The following is a 12,456-nucleotide window of genomic DNA, read 5'->3' as shown; positions in this document are numbered from 1 at the left end:
GCGGCCCCTTGGATACACGCTTCCCCTTTGTCGACTGGTTTCGTAATGCCTCCCCCTATATCAATGCGCACCGGGGGCGAACCTTTGTCATCTTGATCGAAGGCGAAGCCATGGCGTCTGGCCGAGGGGAGCAACTGATCCAGGACCTGGCGCTGCTGCATACGCTGGGCGTGCGACTGGTGGTGGTGTTTGGCATTCGCCCCCAGGTGCACGAGGCGCTGAGTGCGGCGGGGGTTGAACCGACGCGTCTCAACGGCCGCTGGGTCGCCGATCGCGCGGTTATGGCGCATGTGGAACAGGTGGCTGCCCATCAGCGCCTGTGGCTGGAGGCGCGGCTTTCGCTGGGCCTGCCCAGTACGCCGCTGCATGGCGTGGAGCTAAGCGTGATTTCCGGCAACCTGGTGACCGCCAAACCGTTGGGCGTGCGCGAAGGGGTGGATTTCGACCACAGCGGCGAGGTGCGTCGCGTGCGCGCCAGCGCCATTGAAGGGTTGCTGGAAAAAGGCTCGCTGGTACTGTTGCCGCCGCTGGGGTTTTCCAGCACCGGCGAGGTATTCGATCTGGATGCTTCCGAAGTGGCCCAACATGCCGCGGTGGCGCTCAATGCCGACAAGCTGATTCTGCTGGGCGAGTCCGAAGGTCTGGAAGACGAGCAGGGTGCACTGCTGCGCCAGCTGTCTCCCGCCGATGCCGAGCCGCGCATCCAGCATGCCGCGCCGGGCAGTGAACTGGCCCGCCATCTCAATGCCGCCTGTACCGCCGCGCGGGAAGGCGTGGCCCGCACTCACCTGCTTTCCTGGCGCAATCACGATGCCTTGCTGGGAGAGCTCTTCACCCGCGACGGTGTGGGTACCATGATTACCCAGCACCGCTATGAACAGCTGCGCCCGGCCACGCTCAACGATGTGGCGGGCCTGTTGGAGCTGCTGGAGCCGCTGGAGAACAGGGGCATGCTGGTGGCACGCTCCCGCGAGCGGCTGGAGCATGAAATCGATGACTACATGGTCATCGAGCGCGACGGCATGGTGATCGGTTGCGCGGCGCTGCATGTCTTCCCTGATACGGGCGTGGCCGAACTGGCCTGCGTAGCGGTGCATACCAATTACCGCGGTGGCGAACGCGGTGAGCGTCTGGTCGAGGCGCTGGAGCGCCGTGCCCGCCAGCGCGCGGTGCAGGAGATGTTTGTGCTGACCACCCACACGGCGCACTGGTTTGTGGAGCGGGGCTTCCGCGCCGCCAGCCTTGAAGAGCTGCCGACGCTGAAGCGTGAAACCTACAACCACGCGCGTAAATCCAAGGTGCTGGTCAAAACGCTGGCGGGTTAGGTATTGAGGATCACACCGCCGTTCAGATGCATTGTTTGTCCCGTCATGTAGGACGACTCTTCGCTTGCCAGATACACATAGGCAGGCCCCATTTCGCTGGGCTGGCCAGCGCGCTTCATCGGCACTTGGCCGCCAAAGGAGGCGACTTTATCGTCGTCGAAGCTGGCGGGAATCAGCGGCGTCCATACCGGCCCGGGGGCAACGGCGTTGACCCGAATGCCGCGGTCCATCAGCGACATGGCAAGCGAGCGCACCAGGCCCTGAATCGCCCCTTTGGTGGCGGTGTAGTCGATCAGCGTGTCGTTGCCCTTGAAGGCGTTGATCGACGAGGTGGCGATGATCGTATCGCCCTCGCTCATGTGGGGTAGCGCGGCCTTGGTCATATAAAAGTGGCTGAACAGGTTAGTTTGAAAGGTACGCTGCAACTGGTCGTCGGGGATCTCGGTAATATCGCGCCAGTCGTACTGCTCAGCCGCGTTATTGACGACGATATTGAGCTTGCCGAATTCTTTCAGGGCGCGCTTCACAATCTCACGGCAGAAGCTGGGAGCTCCTACGTCTCCTTTCACAACCAGGCAGCGACGGCCTTCAGCCTCAACCAGTCGTTGGGTTTCTTTGGCATCTTGGGTTTCCTTCAAATGCACGATCACGCTGTCGGCGCCTTCGCGTGCATAGTGCACTGCCACCGCGCGGCCAATACCGCTGTCGCCGCCGGTAATGATTGCCACTTTATCCAGCAGCTTGTCGGCACCTCGGTAGCTTTCGCGAATAAACTCGGGTTCCGGGTGCATGATGTGTTCGTCGCCCGGCTGTTTAGCTTGATGCTGAGGGGGTTGTTGCTGATTGCTCATGTGCGGTCACTCCTTTGTTGGCACAAACATCAAAAAGTAAGATGCAGCAGGTGCCAGCCTCCTTGGGCACCCGTTTTTTAATGTAGACCCGGCTCGCCAGTAGGGGCAAACCGGGGCATCTACAGCATGGCGTAAGCCGGAATCCACGACGATAGTGACAGTCGATGTGCCTTATTTAGTTTGCTAATCACCCTGCTGAATACCATGATTCTTATATGGCATTGTTTTTAAATTGTTTTTTAATTCGAAGGGGATGGGTGGGCGAGAGGTGCTTAATTGCAAGTTACGCGTGACGCACTACAGTGAAGACAGGCAACGTAATGCCGAGCACCATTAACCGTAAGGAGTACGCGTTATGTCTCATCCCGACAGGAAAGACGAGAAATCACCCAAACCTCAGGACGAACACTACAGTGAAGCCAATCCGATGCCGGATACGCATCATGTAAACCCTGAGTCCGAAGACTCGCCCCAGAAACCGGGCAAGGACAGGCAAAAAGACAAGTAGTAAGCCAGGTTGATCCCGTCAACTCAGCCATCGCGGCGCTACCCCTTGTAGCGCCGTTTTACCTCCACGCTGAGTTGGCCTTCGCACAGACGCAGTTTGAGTTTTTGCCCCGGCGAGGTATCGTCCGCACGCCGCACGATCTGACCCTGCTCGTCCTGGGCGATGGCGTAGCCCCGGCCCAATACCGCGAGCGGGCTGATGGCATTCAACTCTCGGGCGGCGCTGGTTAACCGCGCCTGGCGGCTTTCCAGCTGGCGCTGCATGGCCGCGCTCAAGCGGCGCTGAAGCTGACTGACCCGCTCGCTTTCCACGCGGTGCAAACGTGCCATATCCTGGCTGGCCAGGCGCCTGCTCAATTGCGATACCTGCGCTTTCTGCTGGGTGAGCGTTTGCTGCATGGCGCGGCTCAAGCGTTGGTAGAGCGCGGTTAAATGCTGGCGCTGGCGATTGAGCTGCTCGCCGGGATGGCGCAGTTTGGCGCGCAGGGTATCCAGCCGCTGGCTGTCCCGCTCCAGGCGCGCCTGCATGGCCCGCATCAATCGGTTTTCATGGTGCTCAAGCTGGCGCTTGAGGGTGTGCTGGTCCGGCACCAGGCGCTCGGCCGCGGCGGAAGGCGTGGGCGCGCGGATGTCGGCGGCAAAGTCTGCCAGGGTGATATCCACCTCGTGACCCACCGCCGACATCACCGGCAGCCGGGAGTGAAAAATCGCCCGCGCCAGGTGCTCGTTATTGAACGCCCACAAATCTTCCAGACTGCCGCCGCCGCGGGTGATCAGGATGGCATCGCGTTCCGGGTCCAGCCGCGCCTGGCGATTGAGCAGGGCCAGTGCCGATATCATCGCAGGCGCCGCCTCGGCCCCCTGTACCGGCACCGGAATCAGCGTGACATCCGCCAGCGGCCAGCGGGCGGCCAACACCGCCAATACGTCACGAATCGCCGCGCCCGTCGCCGAGCTTAAAATCAACAGCTTGCGCGGCGGAAAGGGCAGGGGGCGGGCGTTGGCAAACACGCCTTCACCGTCGAGCTGGGCTTTTAAGCGTTCGAACGCCGCCAGCAGTTCGCCCAGCCCCGCTGCCTGAACGGCCTCGGCAATCAGTTGGTAATCGCCGCGGGGCTCGAACAGCGACACCCGCCCGCGCAGCTTGACCTGGTCACCATCGCGCATCGGCGCCGACACAAACCGCGCCCGCTGACGAAACAATGCACAGCGAATCTGCGCCCGGTCGTCCTTCAAGGTGAAGTAAACATGCCCGGACGCCGGGCGTGAGACGTTGGAAAGCTCACCCTCTACCCACACCTCGCCCACGTCACGTTCGAGCGTCTGCTTGGCGCGCTGATTGAGCTGACTGACGGAAAGCGCCTGGGGCGTGGCAGAGGACATAGGTTAAGCGCGCTCGGTGAGGAAGTGTTTCAGCGCCGCCGGGTCGGGGACGCCCTGGATGGTTTCACCGTCGATGATCAAGGTGGGCACCGACTGAATGCGCGCTTCTTCCATGGCGTGGCGCAGCGCCGCCTGGTGCTGCTCGCGGTAGCGGCCCTCGGCAAGCGCATCGAGCACCGCCTGGCGCTCCAGACCGACGGAGTCGGCAATGTCGGCCAGCACGTCCGGGTCGCCAATATCGCGTTCCTGCTGGAAGAACGCCTTCAACGTTGCCATCGAATAGGCGTGGCCCAGGCCGTGTTCTTCCGCCATGGCGAAGACTTCAAAGGCCTTGTCGGTGCGCGGCTGCGGCGAAATATTGGGCAGCTTGATGGGCACGCCCAGTTTTTCAGCCATGGGGTAGACCGCCTCGCGCCACACCTTGGGCAGGTACGGGTCTTCGACCTTCAAGGTGGGCACCGGCGCCGGGCGCAGCTCGAACGGGCGCCATTGGATGTCGACGTCCAGGCCTTTGGTGGCCTCGGCAAGCACCTCTTCGGCCAGCAGGCAGAAGGGGCAGACGTAATCGCTGTAAACAATGATTTGCTGGGTCAACACGCACCCCTTGGGTCGGTAAATGAATCGGCTGTCAGGCTACCATCAATCGTCATTATCCATTGGTATAAGCGTAATGGCGTCTCTGCATTGCTGGGATGGCCCTCTACCCGTTATAATGGGGGATTAACTTTTCACGCCCCGTCTTCCACTTCAAATTGGGTGTTGCCGCTATGCTACGTATGGCTCAAGAAGCACTTACGTTCGACGACGTACTCCTCCTGCCCGGTTATTCGGACGTTCTCCCCAAGAATGTTAACCTTAAAACCCGCCTGACCCGCAATCTCTCGCTTAATATTCCGCTTGTCTCCGCCGCGATGGACACGGTGACCGAAGCGCGACTGGCGATTGCCATGGCGCAGGAAGGTGGCATTGGTATCATTCATAAAAGCATGACCATGTCGCAGCAGGCCGCTGAAGTGCGCAAGGTGAAGAAGCACGAAAGCGTGATCGTTAAAGACCCGATTACCGTCAGCCCCAAAGCCAAGCTTGAAGACCTGCTCGCCATGGCGCGCGAGTACGGCTTCTCCGGTTTCCCGGTGGTCGAAGGCGAAACCCTGGTGGGTATTGTGACCGAGCGCGACATGCGCTTCCAGCCCAACCACGGCGACAGCGTGGCCGACATCATGACCCCCCGCGATCGGTTGGTCACCGTGCCGGAAGGCACCCAGCTTGAAGAAAGCAAAGCCAAGATGCGCGAACACCGCATCGAAAAGATGCTGATCGTTGACGACGCCTTCCACCTGCGCGGTCTGGTGACCTTCCAGGACATCGAAAAAGCCCGCACCTACCCGATGGCCGCCAAAGACAGCGACGGCCGCCTGCTGGTCGGCGCGGCCGTCGGCACCGGTCCGGAAACCCCGGACCGCATCGCGGCGCTGGCCGAAGCCGGTGTTGATGTGATCGTGGTGGATACCGCCCACGGTCACTCCGAAGGCGTGATTGACCGCGTTCGCTGGATCAAGGAACACTTCCCGGCCATCCAGGTGATTGGCGGCAACATCGCCACCGCCGCCGCCGCCAAGGCGCTGGCCGAAGCGGGTGCCGATGCGGTGAAAGTGGGTATCGGCCCCGGTTCTATCTGCACCACGCGGATCGTTACAGGCGTGGGTGTACCGCAAATCACCGCCGTCTCCAACGTGGCAGAAGCGCTCAAAGAGTTCGACATTCCGCTGATTGCCGACGGCGGCATCCGCTTCTCCGGCGACCTTTCAAAAGCCATTGCCGCCGGCGCAAGCGCGGTGATGGTGGGTGGCCTGCTGGCCGGTACCGAAGAAGCTCCGGGCGAAGTGGAGCTTTACCAGGGCCGTACCTACAAAGCCTACCGCGGCATGGGCTCCATGGGTGCCATGTCCGAGAATCAGGGCAGTGCCGACCGCTACTTCCAGGATAAAGCCGAAGGTGCCGAAAAGCTGGTGCCGGAAGGCATCGAAGGCCGCGTACCTTACAAAGGCGTGATGGGCGCCATCGTCCACCAGCTGATGGGCGGCCTGCGTGCCTCCATGGGTTACACCGGCTGCAGCACCATTCAAGAGATGCGCACCAAGCCTGAGTTCGTGAAAATCACCGGCGCTGGCTTTAACGAATCCCACGTCCACAACGTGCAGATCACCAAAGAAGCGCCCAACTACCGGGTGAGCTAACCAGCGCTTTAGTTCAATAGCGGCGGGCATGGCTCGCCGCTTGCTTTTTGGCCTTACCGTGGCCCCGCCCCGCTTAACGAGATACCGCCATGAGTGACATTCACGCCCACAAGATCCTGATTCTCGACTTCGGCTCCCAGTACACCCAGTTGATCGCCCGCCGGGTTCGCGAAATCGGTGTGTACTCCGAAGTTCGCGCTTTCGATATCACCGAAGAAGAGATTCGCGAGTACAACCCCAACGGCATCATCATGGCCGGTGGGCCGGAATCCGTCACCGAGCTGGATTCCCCGCGTGCGCCGCAGTGCGTGTTTGACATGGGCCTGCCGGTCTTTGGTATCTGCTACGGCATGCAGACCATGGCCGAGCAACTGGGCGGCAAGGTGGAAGGCTCCAACCAGCGCGAATTCGGCTACGCCCAGATCCGTCTGGACGAACCTACGGCGCTGTTCAACGACATCAAGGACCACGTCGACCACGAGACCGGCAAAGCGTTGCTGGATGTATGGATGAGCCACGGCGATAAAGTCGCCCAGGCGCCGGACACCTTCACTGTGACCGCTTCCACACCCAGCTGCCCGATTGCCGCCATGGCCTGGGAAGAGAAACAGTTCTACGGCGTGCAGTTCCACCCGGAAGTGACCCACACGCTGCAGGGCCAGCGCATTCTCGAGCACTTCGTGCTGGATATCTGTAAAGCCGAAAAGCTGTGGACGCCCGCGCAGATCATCGAAGACCAGGTGCAGCGCGTTCGCGAACAGGTCGGCGACCGCCACGTGCTGCTCGGCCTCTCCGGCGGTGTGGATTCGTCTGTCGTCGCCGCGCTGCTGCACAAGGCGATTGGCACCCAACTGACCTGCGTGTTCGTGGACAACGGCCTGCTGCGCAAGGCGGAAGGCGACCAGGTCATGGAAACCTTCGCCAAGCACATGGGCGTGAAGGTCATCCGTGTGGACGCCGAAGACCTGTTCCTCGACAAGCTCAAGGGCGAAAACGACCCCGAGATCAAGCGCAAGATCATCGGCAACACCTTCATCGACGTGTTCGATGATGAAGCCAGTAAAATCGAGGATGTGGACTTCCTCGCCCAGGGCACCATCTACCCGGACGTGATCGAATCTGCCGCCAGCAAAACCGGCAAGGCCCACGTGATCAAATCCCACCACAACGTGGGTGGCCTGCCGGAAACCATGAAGCTCAAGCTGGTCGAGCCGCTGCGCGAGCTGTTCAAGGATGAAGTGCGCAAACTCGGCCTGGAGCTCGGCCTGCCCTACGACATGGTCTACCGCCACCCCTTCCCGGGGCCGGGCCTAGGCGTGCGCATCCTCGGCGAGGTCAAAAAAGAGTACGCCGACATCCTCCGCGAAGCCGATGCCATCTTCATCGAAGAGTTGCGCAATTCAGGCTGGTACGAAAAAACCAGCCAGGCGTTTGCCGTGTTCCTGCCGGTCAAGTCAGTCGGCGTGGTCGGCGACGGTCGCCGCTACGAATGGGTCATCGCGCTACGCGCGGTCGAAACCATCGACTTCATGACCGCCCGCTGGGCGCACCTGCCCTATGAACTGCTGGAGAAGGTATCCAACCGGATTATCAATGAGCTGGAAGGGGTGTCGCGGGTGACCTATGATGTGAGCAGCAAGCCGCCTGCTACTATTGAGTGGGAGTGAATATTGCTAGGAATGGAGCATTCTAGGTACAAGGCCATCCCAAAGTTGGATGGCTTTTTTTTGGTAATACATATTTTTAATTACATGGATGCTCTTCATATGTAAGGTATGAGTTGTGATCGCTATCGGTCAAAAAAATGCTGTATATGAAATATTAATTTAGGGATTTTTTAGCTTTTTCATTCTTCTAGGAGTAACTATGCCATCTACAAGCCTTGTTGGAAAAAGCACGCCGTGCGGCTGGAACGTGGTAGAAATGATTACGACTAGTCAAACATCAGGAGGGAATTTCTGTACACGCTATTTAGTAGAGAGTCAAAATGGAGATATCGCTTTTATGAAGGCGATGGATCTTACCCGAGTAATGGGCGGCAGCCTTGAAGATATTCAAGCATTAATTAACGAGTACTTGTTTGAGAGAAATATATTAGCATACTGCAAAGATGAAAAAATGAGTAAGGTAGTAGTGCCGTTATCGGCAGGTGAACTTGTTAATAATCAATTCCAAGCTCCATTGAATAGAGTTTTCTATATAGTTTTTAAAAAAGCTGAAGGCGACCTTAGAGAAGTTTATCTTCAAAAACAACATGATGATTGGTTTTCTTTTTTTAAAGCAATGCACCATATATGCATTGCTGCTGAACAATTACATCGTGCAGGCATTGCTCACCAAGACATCAAACCATCAAACGTACTCCATTTCCCTAAGAACCAAAGTAAAATTGGAGACTTGGGTAGGGTTACAGATATTCAAGGTAAATCGCCATTTATTAATATGCCTTTTCCGGGCGATTATAGGTACGCGCCTCTTGAAGTTAGGTACGGGATAACAGTAAAAGAGTTTAGTGATAGGTATCTTACCGATATATATGCTATTGGAAGCTTGGTATACCAAACAGTCATGGGGGTTTCATTAACTGCTGCTTTAGCAAATGAGTCTGAAAAAATTTCTCCAAATGTCTTTCAGCGAGATTATAGAGAGTCTTTGGTAATACATATATCTTCATTTTCAATATTGATGGAAGAGTTTTATGGAGCATGTGAAAATATTTTCGGCAATAAAATTGCTGAAGAGGTGACAGGTATTGTGGGGGAAATGTGTTATCCTGATTATGAAAAACGTGGAGCTCCTAAGTTTATAGCGCGGCCCATGAAGCTAAATGCAAGAAGATATACAAGCAAGATGGCAACTGTAATTAGGCTTTTTTATATTGAGGGGCTTATAAATAATGTCAAATAACTTTCTTCTTATGGAAAAGCGTCAACTAATACCAAGATGGCATGCTTCAAGAAAAGCCTTGTCTCTGCAGTATCCAACGCTAAAAAAGAAAAATGTTGCAATTAATAGCACTAATGCACATGACCCTTGGCTAGAAGAGGCCAGGAAAGAGTGGGATAAAAAAAGAACTGTTTTTAATGCAGTTGAGCTTAATGTAGCATTGTTCATGAATGGCATGTATGAAGATGCCGGTTATTTGTCAACTTTATCTTTTCTTTTAGATAATTATAATATGCTTGCTCCTGGAGTGAAGTCATTCATTAACTCAAGTGAAGAAGTTAAAGGAACAGGATTGTATGCGTTAGAGTCTAATATGACAGACTTGAGTATAAGGAATGTGAGAGGTTTTTTAAAAAGAAACCCAAGAGATGTTTTTTCATGGGTGGATATGGCTTTTTACTATACAGTTAAGGGGGAAGATGAAAAGGCTTATAAGTGTTTGAAAACCGCATGGAGTTTGAATAAATATATTCCTTTTGTAGCTAGGTCATTTGCGAGATTTTTGGTACATAAAGATAATCCCGAAGAAGCTCTTTGGGTCTTGAATCGCAGTGAGGATTCAAGAAATAATCCTTTACTAACTAGTGCTCATATTTCAATTGCTAATTCTTTTGAGCTACCTAGCGCGAGGGTGAATGATGGAAAGAAAATTTTAAAAAATTTTTCAGGTGATATGGGTAGAGTTTCTGACTTGGCTGCAAGTTTAGGTACTATAGAATTCGAAAATGGAAACCTAAAAAAAGCAAAGAAAATGTTCCAAGCCTCCCTTTTAGTCCCCTCTGAAAATGCTTTGTCACAGTATGGATGGTTAAAGCAAAAGCATGGGTTTTCGATTGATGAAGAGCCTTCGCTTCCTGATTCGTCAATTGAAAATGATGCTAATAAATATTATGTGTCTGGCGATTTTTCACGCTGTAGGGATAAGCTGGTAGAGTTTCATTCTTTTCAACCATTCTCAGATGCTTCAATGGTTGATGCTGGTTATATGAGTTTGATTGGTTTAAAAGACCCAACGTTTGTCACTGAATCGTTATATTATAAAAAGCCTAAGACGCAAATGAGTTTTGGCGCTTTAAACAACTTGATTGTTGCTAAGTTGTTGCAAAATAATTTTCATGGAATTGAGTCTGATTTTAAGCTATTAGCCAAAAAAGCAGAGGCTAGGGAGGAAAGTGCAAAGGGAATTTATGTAGCTACTTCAGGTTTGATGATGTTTAAAATTGGTGAGGAATGTAAAGGTGCCGAGCTTTATGAGTCCGCAATAGAGTTCTTTAAAAAGAGAAAAGATGAACGAGCAGTTGGTATTGCTGAGCACTTTTATTCTCAAAATGTTAAGCATCATAATAATGATCTTTATGCTAAATTAAGAAGCTCGGTTGAAGCTACTGCTAAAAAGAAACGTATGCTTGAACTTTTAGTTGAATGGTGATGGTCTTTTAAAGAATTGTAGGCAATTATTATAAAGAAATGGTGGCCGACTGTGTTGCCACAAGCTGGGCCGCCATCCGTTGAAGCCATATGATTCTTGAGATTAATTTTTCGGTCTCCGAAGTTGCTCAAGCAAGGGAATGGTATCGAAATTTGAACAATTAGTAAATATAACCTCTCACTTCTATTTCACTGACCCTAGTGATAGCTTTAATTCATGTGATATAAGCTAATATTGAAGTTTTTAATCAGCTAGTATTTGCAATATAAAAAAGTCAGCTACCGCGAAATCCAGTGAGAGTATTCTAAGTGGAGCAGTTTCATAAGTAAGCGCGTCACCAACCCCATCTAGGCAGGCTTTGCTTAGACCGGTAAGGTCTCTTTCCACTGCCAGGGCCAGCGTGCTTAGTTTATCATCATTGAGTGTGGACAGTGTCGTGAAGACGTACTGCAAGTAGTCGTAAGGCGAGAGGCCATTGGCTTTGGTGGTTTCGGTCAGGCTGTAGATCGCAGCGCTGGCGTGGGCGCCACTCGGCGTGTGGCTGAAGAGCCAATTTTTGCGACCGACGACGAACGGGCGTATGGCATTCTCGGCTAAGTTGTTGTCCAGCGGGATCAGGCCATCGTCGAGGAATCGGGTCAGGCGGAGCCAGTGGTGATCCAGGTAGTGCAGGGCTTTCCCTAGCGCACTTTTGGGTAACTGGGTTGAAAATCACCGTTGGCAGTTACTTTATGAATCCAGGATTTAAATCTGATTGCAGCAATCCTAACAAAGAAGCGGCAATTAAAAGAAAAACCGAAGCCAACAACCCTGCTGATAAATTTCCGGTTAGATCACTCAGCCAACCTGTGAAGGTGGGGCCAAAGGTCTGGCCAATACTGAACGCCAATGTCATTGCGCCGATACCCGATGCCCAAGAGGATGGAGGACAGTTACGTCGCACGTAAGCAGTTGTCGACGCGACAACTGCAAAAAAGGAACTCCCAAAAACTGCTGCTGAAATAAGCAAGATAGGCCAAGTGCTAAAGGCTAGGGGCAGAGCAGCTCCCGCCATCGTTAGTCCATTTAAAATAGCGAAGGCTCGGCCATGGTGTTGGGACTTTAATACTCCGGACCATAGCCAAGGAAATATTGCTACACCAAGGCCAAGAATGATCCAAAATAGAGCCTGAAAAATTGGACCTTCATCATGTGATTGGATCCACGCAATCATGAAAGTCATGTAAGTAATATAACCTGCACCGAATAGACAGTAGCCTGCAATAATCCACTTCATAGCTAGTATTGGAGACTTAGTGTGTTGGAATGTCCGATGTTCCGGCAGATTTCGAACTCCATAGAACATCCCCAACATCAATACGCTCGATATGATTGCCAAAACTATCCAAGCGCCTGGCCAAGCGGACTCACCCCATTGGGATAAAATCCAGGGTACAGAGATACCGGAAAGAGCAATGCCTAGTCCTGAACCTGCATAGAACAGTCCTAGCCCGGATTTCTCATAGTACCTCAGCCAGTACCGCACTCAGGCTGTAACACCGCTAAACACCTACTGGCTCGACTTACATCGGCTACTTTTTAACCACTTTTCGTCGTTCAGACACACCTCCCCCTTCCCCCCATTGCGTCGGGCCGGGGGCGCCCGAGCAGTCAGTTCGGCACCAACCGCCTGACGAGATCGGATAGCGCCGTTTTATAGGGGTAGCTGTCACTCATGAGTACGCGGATTCGACGCGTATTGCGGATGATGACCGCGCCTACTTTGATGAGCTTGAGCC

At 54.0% G+C, this 12,456-nt stretch carries 10 protein-coding genes and 1 pseudogene; 6 read left to right on the top strand and 5 right to left on the bottom strand.

Annotated elements, in window-relative coordinates:
• The first annotated feature begins 8 nt into the window (after positions 1 to 8).
• Positions 9 to 1,325, top strand: a complete 1,317-nt coding sequence (gene argA, locus B7L15_RS06120) for an amino-acid N-acetyltransferase (RefSeq protein WP_085918122.1) — start codon at positions 9 to 11, stop codon at positions 1,323 to 1,325.
• Here argA and B7L15_RS06115 read toward each other — a convergent pair.
• Positions 1,322 to 2,176 carry an SDR family oxidoreductase gene (locus tag B7L15_RS06115; protein WP_085918121.1) on the bottom strand — a complete coding sequence of 285 codons (855 nt, stop codon included), beginning with the start codon at positions 2,174 to 2,176 and terminating at the stop codon, positions 1,322 to 1,324. The genes argA and B7L15_RS06115 overlap by 4 nt on opposite strands.
• Before the next feature lie 355 nt (positions 2,177 to 2,531).
• Here B7L15_RS06115 and B7L15_RS19530 point away from each other — a divergent pair, with 355 nt between their 5' ends.
• On the top strand, positions 2,532 to 2,684 hold the full coding sequence (locus B7L15_RS19530; protein ID WP_176243645.1) for a hypothetical protein: 153 nt from the start codon (positions 2,532 to 2,534) through the stop codon (positions 2,682 to 2,684).
• A 38-nt stretch (positions 2,685 to 2,722) separates the two neighbouring features.
• Here the strand turns inward: B7L15_RS19530 and xseA are convergent, their stop codons facing one another.
• On the bottom strand, positions 2,723 to 4,066 hold the full coding sequence (gene xseA, locus B7L15_RS06110; protein WP_085918120.1) for an exodeoxyribonuclease VII large subunit: 1,344 nt from the start codon (positions 4,064 to 4,066) through the stop codon (positions 2,723 to 2,725).
• A gap of 3 nt (positions 4,067 to 4,069) precedes the next feature.
• Positions 4,070 to 4,663: a DsbA family oxidoreductase gene (locus B7L15_RS06105; protein ID WP_254902858.1), complete on the bottom strand. Its 594-nt coding sequence runs from the start codon at positions 4,661 to 4,663 to the stop codon at positions 4,070 to 4,072.
• 170 nt (positions 4,664 to 4,833) lie between these two features.
• Between B7L15_RS06105 and guaB the strand changes: the two genes are divergently transcribed.
• The 4 genes from guaB to B7L15_RS06085 all read left to right on the top strand — a co-directional run bounded on the left by guaB (position 4,834) and on the right by B7L15_RS06085 (position 10,678).
• Positions 4,834 to 6,303 carry an IMP dehydrogenase gene (guaB, locus tag B7L15_RS06100; protein ID WP_085918118.1) on the top strand — a complete coding sequence of 490 codons (1,470 nt, stop codon included), beginning with the start codon at positions 4,834 to 4,836 and terminating at the stop codon, positions 6,301 to 6,303.
• A gap of 89 nt (positions 6,304 to 6,392) precedes the next feature.
• Positions 6,393 to 7,970, top strand: a complete 1,578-nt coding sequence (gene guaA, locus B7L15_RS06095) for a glutamine-hydrolyzing GMP synthase (protein ID WP_085918117.1) — start codon at positions 6,393 to 6,395, stop codon at positions 7,968 to 7,970.
• Positions 7,971 to 8,169: 199 nt separating this feature from the next.
• Positions 8,170 to 9,210: a protein kinase domain-containing protein gene (locus B7L15_RS06090; protein WP_085918116.1), complete on the top strand. Its 1,041-nt coding sequence runs from the start codon at positions 8,170 to 8,172 to the stop codon at positions 9,208 to 9,210.
• Positions 9,200 to 10,678 (top strand): hypothetical protein, encoded by a 1,479-nt coding sequence (locus B7L15_RS06085; RefSeq protein ID WP_085918115.1) that lies wholly within the window; start codon positions 9,200 to 9,202, stop codon positions 10,676 to 10,678. Before B7L15_RS06090 ends, B7L15_RS06085 begins: the two co-directional genes overlap by 11 nt.
• A gap of 362 nt (positions 10,679 to 11,040) precedes the next feature.
• Here the strand turns inward: B7L15_RS06085 and B7L15_RS06080 are convergent.
• Together B7L15_RS06080 and B7L15_RS06075 are read right to left on the bottom strand one after the other, a co-directional pair.
• Positions 11,041 to 11,374: pseudogene (locus B7L15_RS06080) on the bottom strand (IS66 family transposase); the annotation flags it as partial.
• A gap of 28 nt (positions 11,375 to 11,402) precedes the next feature.
• Positions 11,403 to 12,203 (bottom strand): YbfB/YjiJ family MFS transporter, encoded by an 801-nt coding sequence (locus tag B7L15_RS06075; RefSeq protein WP_085918114.1) that lies wholly within the window; start codon positions 12,201 to 12,203, stop codon positions 11,403 to 11,405.
• Between the last annotated feature and the right edge of the window lie 253 nt (positions 12,204 to 12,456).

Source organism: Halomonas sp. CSM-2 (assembly GCF_002119345.1).
In the GTDB taxonomy this organism is placed as follows: Bacteria; Pseudomonadota; Gammaproteobacteria; order Pseudomonadales; family Halomonadaceae; genus Vreelandella; species Vreelandella janggokensis.
Note: the sequence above shows the minus strand (reverse complement) of the source record. Positions and strands in the feature narration are given on the sequence as shown.